General features: G+C 64.7%; 13 protein-coding genes and 1 tRNA gene. 7 read left to right on the top strand and 7 right to left on the bottom strand.

Going from position 1 to position 15,375, the window contains the following annotated elements:
• Positions 1 to 277: 277 nt before the first annotated feature.
• The 3 genes from ACP7BL_RS09910 to ACP7BL_RS09900 form a co-directional block, all read right to left on the bottom strand.
• Positions 278 to 3,097, bottom strand: coding sequence for a TonB-dependent receptor (locus ACP7BL_RS09910; protein ID WP_341203525.1), 2,820 nt, complete (start codon positions 3,095 to 3,097; stop codon positions 278 to 280).
• 220 nt (positions 3,098 to 3,317) lie between these two features.
• Positions 3,318 to 4,385, bottom strand: a complete 1,068-nt coding sequence (locus tag ACP7BL_RS09905) for an acyl-CoA dehydrogenase family protein (protein WP_426258234.1) — start codon at positions 4,383 to 4,385, stop codon at positions 3,318 to 3,320.
• Positions 4,386 to 4,490: 105 nt separating this feature from the next.
• On the bottom strand, positions 4,491 to 5,708 hold the full coding sequence (locus tag ACP7BL_RS09900) for an acyl-CoA dehydrogenase family protein (protein WP_426258233.1): 1,218 nt from the start codon (positions 5,706 to 5,708) through the stop codon (positions 4,491 to 4,493).
• Between the two features lie 229 nt (positions 5,709 to 5,937).
• Between ACP7BL_RS09900 and ACP7BL_RS09895 the strand changes: the two genes are divergently transcribed.
• The 6 genes from ACP7BL_RS09895 (at position 5,938) to ACP7BL_RS09870 (ending at position 11,911) form a co-directional block, all read left to right on the top strand.
• Entirely contained in the window at positions 5,938 to 6,633 is a 696-nt protein-coding gene (locus ACP7BL_RS09895) for a glutathione binding-like protein (protein ID WP_426258232.1), read from the top strand.
• A gap of 223 nt (positions 6,634 to 6,856) precedes the next feature.
• Positions 6,857 to 8,383 carry a class I adenylate-forming enzyme family protein gene (locus ACP7BL_RS09890; RefSeq protein ID WP_426258248.1) on the top strand — a complete coding sequence of 509 codons (1,527 nt, stop codon included), beginning with the start codon at positions 6,857 to 6,859 and terminating at the stop codon, positions 8,381 to 8,383.
• Positions 8,380 to 9,156 carry a thioesterase family protein gene (locus tag ACP7BL_RS09885; RefSeq protein ID WP_033964264.1) on the top strand — a complete coding sequence of 259 codons (777 nt, stop codon included), beginning with the start codon at positions 8,380 to 8,382 and terminating at the stop codon, positions 9,154 to 9,156. Before ACP7BL_RS09890 ends, ACP7BL_RS09885 begins: the two co-directional genes overlap by 4 nt.
• 137 nt (positions 9,157 to 9,293) lie before the next feature.
• A complete protein-coding gene (locus ACP7BL_RS09880) occupies positions 9,294 to 9,743 on the top strand; it encodes an EF-hand domain-containing protein (protein ID WP_137902529.1) in 450 nt (149 codons plus the stop codon).
• Positions 9,744 to 9,831: 88 nt separating this feature from the next.
• Complete coding sequence (locus tag ACP7BL_RS09875) at positions 9,832 to 10,551, top strand: response regulator (protein ID WP_033964278.1); 720 nt, start codon at positions 9,832 to 9,834, stop codon at positions 10,549 to 10,551.
• Positions 10,552 to 10,597: 46 nt separating this feature from the next.
• Positions 10,598 to 11,911 (top strand): ATP-binding protein, encoded by a 1,314-nt coding sequence (locus ACP7BL_RS09870; protein ID WP_426258247.1) that lies wholly within the window; start codon positions 10,598 to 10,600, stop codon positions 11,909 to 11,911.
• Positions 11,912 to 11,946: 35 nt separating this feature from the next.
• Here the strand turns inward: ACP7BL_RS09870 and ACP7BL_RS09865 are convergent, their stop codons facing one another.
• Positions 11,947 to 12,264, bottom strand: coding sequence for a hypothetical protein (locus ACP7BL_RS09865; RefSeq protein WP_341203518.1), 318 nt, complete (start codon positions 12,262 to 12,264; stop codon positions 11,947 to 11,949).
• Between the two features lie 99 nt (positions 12,265 to 12,363).
• Positions 12,364 to 12,816 (bottom strand): GreA/GreB family elongation factor, encoded by a 453-nt coding sequence (locus tag ACP7BL_RS09860; protein ID WP_426258231.1) that lies wholly within the window; start codon positions 12,814 to 12,816, stop codon positions 12,364 to 12,366.
• Positions 12,817 to 12,894: 78 nt separating this feature from the next.
• Between ACP7BL_RS09860 and ACP7BL_RS09855 the strand changes: the two genes are divergently transcribed.
• Positions 12,895 to 14,754, top strand: coding sequence for an ABC-F family ATP-binding cassette domain-containing protein (locus ACP7BL_RS09855; RefSeq protein WP_033964267.1), 1,860 nt, complete (start codon positions 12,895 to 12,897; stop codon positions 14,752 to 14,754).
• A gap of 6 nt (positions 14,755 to 14,760) precedes the next feature.
• On the opposite strand, the gene ACP7BL_RS09850 is transcribed toward ACP7BL_RS09855, so the two are convergent.
• Both ACP7BL_RS09850 and ACP7BL_RS09845 read right to left on the bottom strand, forming a co-directional pair.
• A tRNA-Leu gene (locus ACP7BL_RS09850) sits at positions 14,761 to 14,845 on the bottom strand.
• Between the two features lie 38 nt (positions 14,846 to 14,883).
• Complete coding sequence (locus ACP7BL_RS09845; protein ID WP_052192253.1) at positions 14,884 to 15,330, bottom strand: helix-turn-helix domain-containing protein; 447 nt, start codon at positions 15,328 to 15,330, stop codon at positions 14,884 to 14,886.
• Positions 15,331 to 15,375: the final 45 nt, after the last annotated feature.

Raw genomic sequence — 15,375 nt, 5'->3', positions numbered from 1 at the left:
TCGACTTGTTGAGGTCGAGGGAACCGTAATTATCTGGAGTGAAATCATGGAAAACCGAAGGAAACCTGCGCCTCCTGCCGCCACGCTCGACATAAACTGCGACTGCAAAGAATATGTGTAATGTTGAGCTCAACATTAGATATACTCGCGGGTCGGCAGGCCGGGCGTGCGCTTTATCGGTTTGGGCATCGGTCTAGCGATACGCCACACGCGGCCAAACGGCAAAGGGCCCGCCACCCCGCAGGATGACGGGCCCTTGCCCCCCGACCGCTGTCGTTCAGAACTTGCCGCGCAGCGTCACGCCGTAGGTGCGCGGCTCGGCCAGAAATGCCGAAATTGTCTGGTTCGCCGTGCCGCCAAACGCCTGGACGTTGGCGACGCTGTTCGATCCCTGGAAGGGCGTGCTGAACGCGACCTGCTCATATTGCGTGTTGGTCAAATTCTGCGCCCACAGCTCGATCGCCCACTGCTCCTTGGGCCCACGGATGCCGACGCGGGCATTGACCGTGGTGAAGCCGTCCTGCTTCTTTTCCGGGAACAGGTCGGAGCCGGTATTGTAATCGCTGGTGGTACGCTGATCGACATAGATCAGGCCCGACAGGCCCGAATTGCCCAACCGCGGCGTCCAGGCAATGCTGCTGGTCACGACATTGCGTGGCGCGTTGGACAGCGCCTGTCCAGGCAACAGGAACAACGCTGGGTCCAAGGGTGCCCCGGTATTGCGCCCGACCAGATTGTTGCGGAACTTGGTATCGGCCAGCGTATAGCCGGCGGTGAACGCCACGTTGCGGGTCGGGTAGATCGCCGCCTCGACTTCCACACCGCGCGTCCGCACGCCGGGCCGGACATTGTTGGGATCGCACGCCCCGGTCGATGCCGACGCATCGCGGTCCGCGCCCGCCAGATCGGTCGAGCAGGAGTCGATATTCTGCACCAGGAACACCGAACCGTTGAAGGTGTTGAGCTGGAAGTCCTTAAAGTCCTGCTGGAACGCCGCGACGTTCAGGTTGAAACGGCGGCTGGTATATTTCACGCCGACTTCATAGGCGTTGACCTTCTCGGCATCGAACTGGAGGTTCGCCGTACCGAAGCCAGCGCCGCGCCCGCCGAACTGGCGCGGGTCGGTCGGCGAGAAGATCGGCTGGCCCAGCGCCGAACGGTCGAGGTTGAAGCCGCCCGCCTTATAGCCGCGCGAATAGCTGGCATAGGTCAGCACGCCCGTAGTCGGCTTCCACGACAGCACCGCCGTGCCCGTGAACTCGCCTTCCTTGCGCTTGTCGCTGAGCTTCAAGGCATTGAGCGCCGAGCTGGAATTGCCTTGGCACGTCAAATTGACAACGCCCGCTGCCAGCGATTGCAGCGAGGCCGGCAACGCTGCCGCACCTCCGGTCAGGAACGGGGCGAAGAACGCCTGCTGGGCCGGGCAGACGGTGTTGGTGTTGTTGAAATCGGCGCGGAACGTCTTCTCTTCATGCGTGTAGCGCAGGCCCAACGTCAGATCGAGCGTCGGGGTGATGTGCACGATATTGTGCGTAAAAAAGGCGAAGTTGCGGCTGCGCTGATAGTAATTGGCGTTGTTGTCGCCGACATTGTTGACCGTGCTGAGCGTGTTGAGCCCGTTGATGAAGATCGGTGCAGCCGCCCCGAACGCCCCGGTCAACGTGGCGATACCGGTCGGGCTGAGACACCCCGGTGCGCTGGGGTTACGCAGAACTGCAGCGGCGTTGATCGTCGCGACCAGACGGCACGCGGCAAACGCCCCATATTGCGAGCCGAATTTGAGGTTGTCGCGAACCGTTAGATCTTCATTGGAGAAATAGCCGCCAACGAGCCAGTCGAGCCGATCCTTGAACAGCGATCCCTGCAGTCGAAGCTCTTGCGAAAACGTCTTGAACTGGCGGAAGGAATTGCCGTCCGCAGCGCGATACAGCAAATCGATGTTGCTGTAATCGACGTCGCCGGGGGCCTCTGCCTTATACTCGCGATAGGCGGTGATCGACGTCAACGCGACATCACCGATCTTCCAGTTGATTTCGCCGGAGATGCCGCCATCGGTGGTCTTGCCACGGAAGCTGCGGCCCGGCGTATCGGAGGTCAGGCGGTTATAGGGCGTCATGTTCGCCGGATAAACGCCGCCCGGAAACACTGCGCCCATGCTGGTCATCACGTCGGTGATGCGGTTGGTCCGGCTGGCATAATCATGTTCGGGGTTGGTCCCCGCCGCACCCGGCGTCGGATCATAGGTTTCCACCGTCGAAACATAGACGGCGGCGCAGCAGGATTCGACGCGGTGCGTATAATCCCCGATCAAACGCACCGACAGGTCTGCGGTGGGTTGATACAGCAACTGCCCGCGTACGAAATAGCGATCGCGATTGTTGAGCCGCTGGCCCGTCACCGCATCGGTGTAGAAGCCGTCGCGCTTCGAATACACGCCATCGAGCCGCGCGGCGATCGTTTCGGTGATCGGGCCCGTAATGCTGCCCGAGGCGCGAACCGCATTGTAATTGCCATAGGTCAGCTCGCCATTGGCACCGAATGTGAAGCTCGGAGCCTTGGTGATGATGTTGAGCAAGCCCGCGCTGGCATTGCGCCCGAACAGCGTTCCCTGCGGACCGCGCAGCACTTCGATCCGGTCGATTTCACCGAGATCGTTGAGGCCAGCCCCGGTGCGGCTGCGATAGACGCCGTCGATGAAAGTCGCGACCGAGCTTTCCAGGCCGGGATTGTCGCCCACCGTGCCGATGCCGCGGATGCGCGCAGAACCGTTCGCTTCCGATCCGGTCGAAGACACGAGCAAGGATGGTGCGAGCTGGTTAAGCTGGCGGATGTCGTTCGCGCCTGAATTGGACAGCGACGCCGACGAAACCGCCGACACCGCCAGCGGCACGTCCGACAGCAGCGAATTGCGGCGCGTCGCCGTCACGATGATATCGCGGGTGGGTTCGTCCGCCGTATCGGCCGCCGCCGGAGCCTTGGCGGCTTCCGGCGACGACGACGGCACCCCGGTTGCAGGCGCGGTCTGCGCCGATGCTGGCATGGCAATCCCAAGCGCAAGCGCGGACATGGCACATGCAGACAACAAGGCGTTCGTCATATCTCTCTCCCCGAAGGACCAGAACACTAATCGGTTCCGTACCCTATCATCGAATTTACCCGAGAACGGGGCCGCGTCAAGCGCGGATACGTCGCAAATGACCGGCAACGTATAGGAGTTTTACGGACTTGCGACAAAAATGACACGACCGAAACGGCCAGAACGCAGCTTCGAAAATGGGTCGCTCATGGTGCAATTGCGAAAGGGGAGCGGATCCCGATCAGTATCCGTTCAACCGGGCAAAGCGCTCCCGGTGGAAAGCGGCATTGCCCCACATCGTCTCCAAGATACGCGCGCGCTTGATGTAGAAGCCTGCATCATGCTCATCGGTCATGCCGATGCCGCCGTGCAGTTGAATCATTTCCCGGCTGACGAGGTGGAGCGTATCGCCCGCCACCGCCTTGGCCAGGCTGACCGCCTGGTCGACATCCGACCGCCCCGCATCGATCGCCTCCAACGCCCCTTCGACTGCCGACCGCATCAATTCGAGCTCGGTAAACATCTTTGCCATGCGGTGCTGCAGCGCCTGGAAGGTCGAGAGCACCTGCCCGAATTGCACGCGCGTCTTCAAATAATCGTTGGTGGTGTTGAAGGCCTGCACCGCCAGGCCCAGCATTTCCGCGCACACCACCGCAGTCGCGCGATCGACCACGCGCGCGGTGAGCGCGGTATCGCCGAGCCGTTCGGCGGGCGCGTCGGTGAAGGTGATCTGCGCGTGGCTGCGCGAATCCGTCATATGGCGTGGGGAGCGGGTCACGCCGACATCGCCGGAGACCAGATACAGCCCATCATCGGCGGCAACGACAAAGACGCCCGCGCTATCGCCTTCGGCGACGAACGCCTTGGTCCCGCTCAGCCTTCCGTCGACCACCTTGGTCGCGACCTTGGCCGGATCATGCACCGGCCCCTCATCGACCGCGAGCGTGGCGACCACCGCGCCGCTGGCAATGCGCGGCAACCATTCGGCCTTCGCCGCCTCGGATTCGCCCAAGACGATTGCGCTCGCCGCCGCCGACGTCGCTGCCAGTGGCGACGCCGCCAGATTGCGACCAAGCTGTTCCAGCACGAGGCCAAGCGACAGATAGCCAAAGGCAGTCCCACCAAAAGCCTCGGGAATGACGATACCGGCCACTCCCATTTCGGACAGCGCTTGCCACGCCGCCGGATCATAACCCGCGCTCGGTGCGGCCGCGCGCATCTTGCGGAAGGCGGTCACGGGCGATTCATTGTCGGACCACTCGCGCACCATGTCGCGGAGCATCGTTTGTTCGTCGTTGAGTACGGCCATCTCGCGGTCCCCGTTTTGTGATGGGTGAAACGGGGGAGGATGGCTTCTGCCGTCCTTCACCCCGCCCCTCTCCGGCCCGCCGCAGTTGCGGCAGCCTATCTGGAATTACTGGTGATCGAGCATCCCGAGGATGCGCTTCGAAATCACGTTGTTCTGGATCTCGGTCGACCCGCCATAGATCGACACCGCCTTGCCCCACAGCCAGGTGCGCGTCTGGGTCAGTTCGTCCTCACTGAAGCCCTCGCCCTCCCAGCCCAGCCCGGCCATGCCCATGATCTCGATCGACAGCTCCGCGCGTTCCTGCGTGATGCGCGCGCCGACATTCTTCATGATCGAGGTCGCCGCCGACGGCCCCTGGTTCGACTTGGCTTCCAGCGCGGCACGGCGCAGCGTCAGCGCGAAGGCGCGGCTGTCCATCTCATGCCGCACGATGCGCATGCGCAAATCGCTGTCGGGCACGCGGCCCTGCTCATCCGCGCCGCGATATTCCTTGGCCAGCGCCCCCATCGCCTTGCCCGCGAACAGCCGCGAGGCACCGCCGCCGCCCGACAGGCTGTTACGCTCATGCTGGAGCAGCCGCGTGCCGATCTCCCAGCCCTGCCCCTCGCGCCCCACGAGATTTTCCTTGGGCACCTTCACATTGGTGAAGAAGGTTTCGCAAAACGGCGACTGGCCCGAAATCATGCGAATCGGCTTCACCTCGACGCCGGGCGAAGTCATGTCGAGCAGCAGGAAGCTGATGCCGCCGTGCTTTTGCGATTTGTCGGTGCGCACCAGCGCGAAGCATTTGTCGGCCCACTGCCCGCCGCTGGTCCAGGTCTTTTGCCCGTTGACGATATAATGGTCGCCCGCGTCCTCGGCGAAGGTCTGCACATTGGCGAGGTCCGACCCGGCATTGGGCTCGGAATAACCCTGGCACCAGCGCACCTCACCCTTGCCGATGGCCGGGATATGTTCGTGCTTCTGCGCGTCGCTGCCATATTCGAGCAGCGTCGGGCCGAACATCATCACGCCCATGCCGCCAATCGGGTTCCACGCGCCAATCCGCGCCATTTCCTCCTGCAGGACGCGGATTTCGGCCTTGTCGAGCCCACCGCCGCCATAAGCCTTGGGCCAGCCGGGAACACCCCAGCCCTTTTCGCCCATTGCGGCCTTCCAGGCGATTTCATCTGCGGACAGTTCGGTTGGGCCTTCGAGCGCGGACAGGGCATTGTCCTTGCCCTTGAGCGCAGGCGGGAAGTTGGCGGCAAGCCAGGCGCGGGCCGTCTGGCGGAACTCGTCAAGCGCGGTCGCTGGAGCGTCGAGTTCGGGCGCAGTCGCCATAAAACCTGTCCTTGCTGATAAAATCTGAAGATTGGGTATGGCGAAGCGATGCCACAGAATGGGCGTCGTGAAAAGCGTTATTGGGCGCGTTGCAGCGATCGCCCGTTCGGTAAGGGGGCACCGGGCCGCGACGCTTCAGGCCGCAATCGGCACCGGCATTGTTGCCCGGCGCAGTTGCGGACGCGTAGCGGCTCCCCATCTCCCGCGTGACGCAAGAGGAGCTTGGCGCATGATCGACCTGCATTACTGGCCCACGCCGAACGGCCACAAAATCACGCTATTTCTGGAGGAGGCCGGGGTCGAGTATCGCATCATTCCGGTCAACATCGGCGCAGGCGACCAATTCCAGCCGGATTTCCTGAAGATCGCGCCCAACAACCGTATGCCCGCAATCATCGATCACGACCCCGCCGATGGTGGCGAGCCGATCGCGATCTTCGAATCGGGGGCGATCCTGCTCTATCTGGCCGACAAATATGGCGCGTTCATCGGCGCGGACTTGCGCAGCCGCACCGAGACGATTCAGTGGCTGATGTGGCAGATGGGTGGATTGGGGCCGATGCTCGGGCAGAACCATCACTTCAGCGGCTATGCCCCTGAAAAAATCCCTTATGCGATCGATCGTTATGTCAAGGAAACCAATCGCTTATACGGCGTTCTCGATCGCCGCCTGGCCGACCGCGACTTCATTACCGGGGAATATTCGATCGCCGACATGGCCTGTTACCCCTGGATCGTCCCGCATGAGCGGCAGGGACAGAATCTCGATGACGTCCCGAACGTGAAGCGCTGGTTCGAGGCGATCGCCGCACGTCCGCACACGATCGCCGCTTATGCCAAGGGGGCCGCGATCAGCGACAACAAGCCGATGACCGAGGAGGCGAAGAAGATCCTGTTCGGGCAGACGGCAAAGGTACTGGGGTAACGACTCCTCCCCGCGTCGGGGAGAGGGGGACCATGAGCATTGAGCGAATGGTGGAGGGGGCGTGCCGCGGGCGGAACTCCCGTGCAGCCCCCTCCACCACCCGGCTGACGAAGCCGCCCCTTCCCCGTTCCGGGGAGGATCGATCGTTCGAACATCGCGTATGGTGTTTCCCTCTCTCTTGTTCTAGCGAATCGAAGATCGGGATTTGCTGAGAAGGGACATGATGACCGCTGCCGAAATGCTCGCGAGGGACTTCGCCACTCTCCCCGACCTGCTCCGCGCGCACGCTGCAGAACAGCCCGACAAGGTCGCCCTGGCCGAAGCCGACGGCGAGCTGGATTATGCCAGTCTCGACGCGCTGGTCGACCGCGTCGCCGCCGCGCTTCAGCGTGATGGCGTGCGGCAGGGCGACGCCGTCGCGATCGTCGCCGCCGCCAGCATCGATTATGTCGCGATCTTCCTCGGCGCGCTCCGGGCCGGGTGCGTGGCGACCCCGCTCGCGCCATCGGGGACGCCCGATAGCATCGTTGCGATGATCGCCGACTGTGCTGCCCCCATCACCTTCGTCGACGCCGAGGCGGCAAGCGCATTGGGCGGACACCATATTCCCGGCAAGCTCGTCCATCTGAAATCGCTGGGATCGTGGCTCGCCCCGGTCGGCGCGCGGCCGACACCGGTCACGATCGCGCCCGAGAATGGCTTCAACATCATCTACTCGTCGGGCACCACCGGCGTCCCCAAGGGGATCGTACAAAGCCACGCGATGCGCTGGGCGCATATCAACCGCAACGAGGCCGCCGGGTTCGCCGACGCGGTGACGATGATCGCGACGCCGCTATATTCCAACACCACTTTGGTCAGCGTGCTGCCCACGCTCGGCTGGGGCGGCACTGTGGTGTTGCTGAAGAAGTTCGATGCGCGCGGTTATCTGACGCTCGCCGAACGCCACCGCGCCACGCACACCATGCTGGTGCCGGTGCAATATCAGCGGATCATGGCGCTGCCCGATTTCGATCGCTTCGACTTGTCGAGCTTCCGCTTCAAGACCTGCACCTCCGCCCCGTTCCCGGCGGCGCTGAAGGCCGATGTCGTCGCGCGCTGGCCGGGGCTGCTGGTCGAATATTACGGCATGACCGAGGGCGGCGGCACCTGCCTGCTGATCGCCAACGCCTTTCCCGACAAGCTCCACACCGTCGGCCGCCCGGTCGAGGGCCACGACATCCGCCTGATCGACGATGACGGTCGCGAGGTGCCGCAGGGCGAAATGGGCGAAGTGGTCGGCCGCAGCCCGGCGATGATGACCGCCTATCACGGCCGCAAGGACGCCACCGCCGCCGCCGAATGGTTCGATGCCGTGGGCAACCGCTTCATCCGCCACGGCGATGTCGGGCGCTTCGATGCCGACGGGTTCCTGACGTTGCTCGACCGCAAGAAGGACCTGATCATCTCGGGCGGCTTCAACATCTATCCGACCGATCTCGAGGCCGTGCTGGCGCGTCATCCCGCCGTTGCGGACTGCAGCGTCATCGGCGTACCGAACGAGGCGTGGGGGGAAAGCCCGGTCGGCTTCTACGTGCCGCATACGGGGGTCGACGCCAACATCGCCGAGATCCTCGACTGGACCAATGCGCAGCTTGGCAAGACGCAGCGTCTGGCGGCACTCCACGCGATTGCCGAACTCCCGCGCAGCGCGATCGGCAAGGTGCTCAAACGCGAGTTGCGCGATCGCTTGGCGGAGCACGCGCTGTGACCCCGATCCACCAGATTCTCTCCACCGCGCAGCCGGTCGAGGGCGGCTTCCGCACCGAAATTCCCTCCGACTGGCTGCAAGGGCGCACCGCTTATGGCGGCTTGTCGAGCGCGCTGGCGCTGCACGCCGCGCAAGGTATCGAACCCGATCTGCCACCGCTGCGGTCGGCGCAAGTCTCCTTCATCGGGCCCCTGGCGGGCGCGGTCACGGTCATCGCGACCAAATTGCGCCGCGGCCGCACCGCCGCCTTCATCCAGGCCGATATCGTGTCCGAAGCGGGGCTCGGCTATCGCGCAATCTTCGTCTTCATGGCCGAACAGCCCTCGCGCATTGCGCTCAGCGGTGGATTGCAGCGTGCGGTCACCCCGCCTGCTCCAGACGCCACGCTCTACACGGGCCCCGACGGCTTTTTCACCGGCAATTTCAACTTCCTCGACCTGAAGGATCAGGCGCCGGGCGAAGCCGAATGGCTGCGCTGGGCGCGGTTGCGCGATGCGTCGGGCATCGATCCGATGGTCGAGGTGCTGGCGCTGGCCGACGCGCTACCGCCCGCCGCGTTCAAATTGCTCGGCAAGCAGCCCGCGCCGCTCAGTTCCCTGACGTGGATCGTCAACCTGCTGACGCCCGCCCCCGCCACCCGCGATGGCTGGTGGTTGCTCGCGGCCGAATCGGCCCACGCGGTCAATGGCGGATCGAGCCAAACGATGATGCTGTGGAATGCCGACGGCACCCCCATTGCCCAGGGGATGCAAAGCGTCGCCATCTTCGCGTGACCGGCGGGCGTGTTTGCCACGCCTTGCGACATTTTGCGACACTTTGCCCCCATCCCCGGGATAGTGGCGCGACAGATGCCACGGCATAACCGCGCAACCGACACGCCATCGCCAAGGCAGCATCAGGAGACCAGCCGATGAGGTTCACCCGCATTCTTACTGCAGCCGCAGTTGCCGCGCTTGCGACCGCTGCGGCCGTTGCACAGGGCGGTGGCATGACGCAGGCGGACACCAATGGCGATGGCATGATCTCCAAGGCCGAAGCCACGGCGCAAGCGAATGCGCGGTTCGACGCGATGGATACCAATAAGGACGGCTTCCTCTCGGCCGACGAGCAGACGGGTCCGGCGGCGCGATTGCTGGCGCGCGCCGATACCGATGGCGACGGCAAGATCTCGCGCGCCGAATATCTTGCGCAAGCCGACAAGCGTTTCGCGCGCATCGACGCCAATGGCGATGGCCAGATCACCAGGGACGAATTGGCCGCCTGGACCGACCGCGCGCGCAAGGCGGTGATGCAGCGCCGCAGCGACCCTGCGGATGCGATCGCGCCCGCGCCAACCCCTTCCCCCAATCCGGGCCAATAATCCCCAGGCCCGGCCGCCGGGCGAGCATGCCCCCCGCTCGCCCGGCACCTTTTTCCAAGTGGATCGCGTCATGCTAAACACCGACACCATGGGGGAAACGCCGCATCTGTTGCTGGTTGACGACGAACGCTCGATCCGCGAGCCGCTCGCGCAGTTCCTGACGCGGCAGGGCTTTCGCGTGACGCAAGCAGGCGACGCCGAGGGCGCGCGCGCGCGGATGACAGCCTACGCGATCGACCTCGTCATTCTCGATATCATGATGCCCGGTGAGGACGGTCTGTCGCTCACGCGCCATATTCGCGAGAGCGGCGAAATCCCCGTCATCCTCCTCACCGCCCGCACCGAGGAGACCGACCGCATCGTCGGGCTCGAAATGGGCGCGGACGATTATGTGGTGAAGCCGTTTTCGCCACGTGAACTGGCGGCGCGCGTCAAGGTTATCCTGCGCCGTGCCGCCGCGGGCGGCGTGCGCCAACACGCGCCCGAGACCGGATCCTTCGCCTTTGCCGGATGGGTGCTGAAATCGGGCGAGCGTACTCTGGTCGATCGCGACGGCGTGTCGGTGCCGTTGTCGACCGGCGAATATAATTTGCTCCACGCACTGGTCACGCGCCCGCGGCAGGTGCTGACGCGCGACCAGTTGCTCGATCTCACGCAAGGCCGCGAAGCCGCCGCGTTCGACCGCGCGATCGACAATCAGGTTAGTCGCCTGCGCCGCAAGATCGAGGCCGATCCCAAGGCTCCCGAACTGATCAAGACCGTATGGGGCGGTGGCTATACGCTGGCCGCCGAAGTGACCCGGCTGTGACGACGGCGCGCCCTTGAAGCTCCTCCCGCGCAATCTCTCCGGCCAGATGGCGCTGCTGATCGCGGTGGCGCTGTTCGTCGCGCAGGCGATCAATTTCGGCTTATTGCTGCAGGAACGGCGTCAGGCACGGCTCGATCAGGCAACCGGGCCCGCCGTCACCCGCATCGTCGATGCCGACGAACGCATTGCGGCGGGCAAGAAGATCGGCGGCGGCGGCTCGTGGAGCCGCACCCGCGTGCTGGCCACCTCCCCGATCCCGGCCGGAGCGGAGCGGCTGGGCGATATCGAACAGGCATTGCGTGCTGCGCTCACTGACGCTGGCGTCAAGGTAAACCGGATCGAGACGCAAGTGTTGCCGATCTCGCCGAACGATCCGCGTCTGCGCTATGTCAGCCAGTCCCGCATCGAACGCCTGCTCCGTGCGGGGGCGGAGCTCGTCGTCGCGGTCCAGCGGCCCGACGGGCAGTGGATTGCGCTCAACATCGGCTGGACGCGCAGCGATTCGACGATCCTGTGGCGGCTGTTCGCGCAGACGGCGATTCTCTACGGCGTAGTGCTGGTGCCGTTGCTTTGGGCGGGACGCCGCATATCGCGCCCGCTTCGCCGCCTGGCCACCGCCGCACGCGACTTCCACCCTAGTACCGCGACCGAACCGATCGTCGAGAGCGGTCCGCAGGACGTGCGCGACGTGATCGTGGCGTTCAACGCACTGCGGCTGCGCGTGACCGCCATGCTGGAGGAAAAAGATCGCATGCTCGGTGCGATCGGGCACGATCTGCGTACCCCGCTGGCGGCCCTGCGCGTGCGGATCGAATCGGTTGAGGACGACACCGATCGCGCGAAAATGGCCGATACCATCGCCGAAATGAACCGAACGCTCGACGACATTCTGTCGCTCGCTAGGCTGGGTCGCCCGAGCGAACCGCCGACCGAGGTCGATCTCGCGGCATTGGTCGATGCGGTCGTCGAGGATTTCCGCGATCTTGGCCACTCCGTCGGTTTCGAAGAAGCCGATCGCCTGAAGGTCCGGCTACGCCCCTCGCCGATGCGGCGCGCGCTGCGCAATCTGATCGAGAATGCGCTGAAATATGGCGGGTCGGCCGAAGTCACGCTCACCGCGACACCGCGCGAAGTGGTGATCGCCGTGTGCGATCGTGGCCCCGGCATCCCCGCCGATCGGCTGGGCGATGTGTTCGAGGCGTTCACCCGGCTGGAGACGTCGCGCAACAAGGAAACCGGCGGCATCGGGCTGGGGCTCGCGCTTGCCCGCGCGATCGTACGCGAGGCGGGCGGCGACATTACGCTGGAAAACCGCGACGGCGGCGGCCTGATCGCGCGGATTACATTGGCGCGACCCTAACGGCGGGTGCGCGAGCAAACCTCGCCAAGCCCGCGTTACCCCGCCAGCCGCTTCCGGTTGGCGCGCACCGTGCGAGAATAGTGCCGGATGATCTTCTTCGTCGCAGTTGCAGGCGTGGTACCCAGGCGACCCGTCAGCATCGCCATCTGCAACTGCAGCGCCGCAGTCATCTTCTCATCGATCATGCGATGCGCCTCGGCATCGCTGGCAGCGTTGCCATTGGGACCGGCCATCACGCGCTGCCACGTCCGCAACCCGATCACCGCCGACGCTTCGAGCCCGAGCGTCCACGCTTCGATACCGATTGTCGGCCATGGATTGGCGATCGCGCCGAGCTTGCTTTTGCGGGTCATGGTCGCGGTCCTTGATCGGGTTTGGCGGAGACAGTCTCCATCGCCAACGCTTGGGCCGAGGATTCGGTGCGCGTCAGGACGGTGCCGGGAAAGCCCGGTTCACGCCACCCCGATAATTTCGACCGCATCGACCTTACCCGCAAAATCCACGCGCTCGCCAACCTCCCCACCGATCAGCACGCGCGCCAGCGGTGCCTGGAAGCCGATACGGCCCTCCGCCGGATCGGCCTCGTCGCCGCCGACGATTTCGACCGTGCGGTCGGCACCAGCCAGGTGGTACGTCACGCGACTGCCAATACCGATCACGCCAGCAGGCGGCGCGGGTACGACTTCAGCGGTGGTCTGGCGCGTATGCCAATAGCGCAGCTCACGCAGCACCGCGTCGCGATCCACCGCCGCCGCGTCGGCCAATGCCGCTTCCAGTTCGATCACCTTGGCACCGATCAGCGCCAGCCCGCGCGGCGTGACCAGATTCGGCCCCGGCGCGATCGGCCGTTCGAACTTGGGTTCCAGATGTTCCTCGTCGCTTTCGCGACGGAAGGCGACGCTCATTCCGCTTCCTCTCGTGTTTGTTGTATAACGCGCTGCCGGACACTTGGGTGCAACGCAACAATCTGCTAGGCGCTGCCGATGCTGAATATCAATGGTATCACGGTGCGCCTCGGTGGGCGCGCGATCCTCGACGGCGCGAGCGCCGCACTGCCGCCCAAGAGCCGCGTCGGCCTGATCGGGCGCAACGGCGCGGGCAAGTCCACGCTGATGAAGGTGATGATCGGCCAGCTCGAACCCGATCTCGGCGAGATCGAGATGCCACGCGGCACCCGCATCGGCTATATCGCGCAGGAAGCGCCGAGCGGCACCACCACCCCGATCGAAGCCGTGCTCGCCGCCGATACCGAGCGCGCCGCGCTGCTGACCGAGGCCGAAACCTGCCAGGACCCGGATCGTCTCGGAGCCGTCTATGACCGGCTGACCGCGATCGACGCCTACACCGCCCCCGCGCGCGCCGCGCGCATTCTGGTCGGCCTTGGCTTTGACGAGGAAATGCAGGGCCGCCCGCTCGATTCCTATTCGGGCGGCTGGAAGATGCGCGTCGCGCTCGCTTCCCTGCTCTTTTCCGAACCCGATCTGCTGCTGCTCGACGAGCCCTCGAACCATCTCGATCTCGAAGCGACGCTGTGGCTCGAGAATTTCCTGAAAAGCTATCCGGCGATGATGGTCGTCATCAGCCACGAGCGCGATCTGCTCAACAATGTCGTCGACACGATCCTCCATCTCGAAGGCGGCAAGGTCCATCTTTACACCGGCGGCTATGACAGCTTCGAGCGCCAGCGTGCCGAGCGCGTCGCCCAGCTCGCCGCCGCCAAGGCCGCGCAGGATTCGCAGCGTGCCAAATTGAGCGAATATATCGCCAAGAACAGCGCCCGTGCCTCGACCGCCAAGCAGGCGCAGAGCCGCCAGAAGATGCTGGCGAAGATGCAGCCGATCGCGTCGATGGTCGAAGATCCGACGCTGTCGTTCGAATTCCCGAGCCCTGAAGAACTACGCCCGCCGCTGATCACGCTCGACATGGCAGCGGTCGGCTATGCCGACAAGCCGATCCTGCAGCGCCTCAATCTGCGGCTCGATCCCGATGATCGCGTCGCGCTGCTGGGCCGCAACGGCAACGGCAAGACTACGCTCGCCCGCCTGCTCGCCGCACAATTGCCGACGATGGACGGCGCGATGAACGCCAGCGGCAAGATGCGCGTCGGCTATTTCACCCAATATCAGGTCGAGGAACTCGACGGCGACGATACCCCGCTCGAACATATGACCCGCATGATGTCGGGCAAGACACCGGGTGCGGTGCGCGCGCAGCTCGGGCGCTTCGGCTTCTCGGGCGTCAAGGCGACGCAGAAGGTCGGCAAGCTTTCGGGCGGCGAACGCGCCCGCCTCGCGCTCGCACTGATCACGCGCGACGCGCCGCACATGCTGATCCTCGACGAGCCGACGAACCATTTGGACGTCGATGCGCGCGAAGCGCTGGTGCAGGCGCTCAATGCCTATGACGGCGCGGTCATCCTGGTCAGCCACGATCGCCACATGGTCGAACTCACCGCCGACCGGCTCGTGCTGGTCGATGGCGGCACCGCGAAGGAATATGCCGGCAGCATGGAGGATTATATCGCCTTCGTGCTGGCAGGCGATGGCGGTGGCGAAGGTGCCAAGGCCAAGGCCGCGAAGAAGGACGACAAGCCGCAACTGAGCGCCGCTGCGGTCGCCCTGCAAAAGCGCGCGCATGAGGCTGAGGCTTTGGTCGCCAAGCTCACCAAGCAGCTGGGTGCGATCGACCGCGCGATGCTCGATCCAAGCACCGCCGAGGCGTGGCTCGCGCGGCTAAGTCCGGCCGACTTGACCAAGCAGCACGCGCAGATTTCGAAAAAGCTGGAGGCCGCCGAGGCCGTGTGGTTCGAGATCAGCGAAACGCTGGAGCTGGCCGCAGCGTAACGTAGATGGTGCGGGTGGTCGGGGTCGAACCGACACTCCTTGCGGAACGGGATTTTGAGTCCCGCGCGTCTACCAATTTCACCACACCCGCAGCGTGGACGGTGCTGTTAGCCGCGACCGCGCCGGACATCAACCCCACATGCGCAGAAGCCAGCCCACCAAGATCAATACCGCGCAGATTGACAGCACCGCCGCCAGAATCGCCGGGACAGCGCTCTGTATTGCACGGCTCTCCAGACCGGGGGCCGCATCGCGTTCCGGCAATCGCTCAGCGAGATAGTGCGCGCGAACCGCCTCGGCGATCCAGGGCTCGGTCAAGCCGACGTGGCGTGCATAGGTGCGGGCAAAACCGACGGCGTAAAGGGCCGCGTGAAAAACGCGATAATCGGCGCGCTCGATCGCCTCGAGGTGGCGCTCGGGAATTCGCGTATGGCGGGACACATCGCGGAGCGACTCGCCCATCGCCTCGCGCGCGCTCTGCAACGCGGCACCTGGAAACGACTCGCGCCTGACAGGCGGCGCGACGTCGATTGAGACAAGGTCCGCTCCCCCGTACGCTTCGCCGTGTCCCGCCATACAATTCCCCCGCCCAATGGAATCGTTACGGCCCCATTTGAAATA

Origin of the sequence: Sphingomonas sp. DC1600-2, assembly GCF_049897605.1 — a bacterium.
In the GTDB taxonomy this organism is placed as follows: Bacteria; Pseudomonadota; Alphaproteobacteria; order Sphingomonadales; family Sphingomonadaceae; genus Sphingomonas.
This window is presented reverse-complemented; position numbering and strand designations above follow the sequence as displayed.

What these genes read in the sequence shown, in the direction of transcription:
- ACP7BL_RS09860 (WP_426258231.1), bottom strand. Translation starts at nt 12,816, where the DNA reads ATGAGCGTCGCCTTCCGTCGCGAAAGCGACGAGGAACATCTGGAACCC.
- ACP7BL_RS09855 (WP_033964267.1), top strand. Translation starts at nt 12,895, where the DNA reads ATGCTGAATATCAATGGTATCACGGTGCGCCTCGGTGGGCGCGCGATC.
- ACP7BL_RS09910 (WP_341203525.1), bottom strand. Translation starts at nt 3,097, where the DNA reads ATGACGAACGCCTTGTTGTCTGCATGTGCCATGTCCGCGCTTGCGCTT.
- ACP7BL_RS09875 (WP_033964278.1), top strand. Translation starts at nt 9,832, where the DNA reads ATGGGGGAAACGCCGCATCTGTTGCTGGTTGACGACGAACGCTCGATC.
- ACP7BL_RS09845 (WP_052192253.1), bottom strand. Translation starts at nt 15,330, where the DNA reads ATGGCGGGACACGGCGAAGCGTACGGGGGAGCGGACCTTGTCTCAATC.
- ACP7BL_RS09865 (WP_341203518.1), bottom strand. Translation starts at nt 12,264, where the DNA reads ATGACCCGCAAAAGCAAGCTCGGCGCGATCGCCAATCCATGGCCGACA.
- ACP7BL_RS09880 (WP_137902529.1), top strand. Translation starts at nt 9,294, where the DNA reads ATGAGGTTCACCCGCATTCTTACTGCAGCCGCAGTTGCCGCGCTTGCG.
- ACP7BL_RS09905 (WP_426258234.1), bottom strand. Translation starts at nt 4,385, where the DNA reads ATGGCCGTACTCAACGACGAACAAACGATGCTCCGCGACATGGTGCGC.
- ACP7BL_RS09895 (WP_426258232.1), top strand. Translation starts at nt 5,938, where the DNA reads ATGATCGACCTGCATTACTGGCCCACGCCGAACGGCCACAAAATCACG.
- ACP7BL_RS09900 (WP_426258233.1), bottom strand. Translation starts at nt 5,708, where the DNA reads ATGGCGACTGCGCCCGAACTCGACGCTCCAGCGACCGCGCTTGACGAG.
- ACP7BL_RS09890 (WP_426258248.1), top strand. Translation starts at nt 6,857, where the DNA reads ATGACCGCTGCCGAAATGCTCGCGAGGGACTTCGCCACTCTCCCCGAC.
- ACP7BL_RS09870 (WP_426258247.1), top strand. Translation starts at nt 10,598, where the DNA reads ATGGCGCTGCTGATCGCGGTGGCGCTGTTCGTCGCGCAGGCGATCAAT.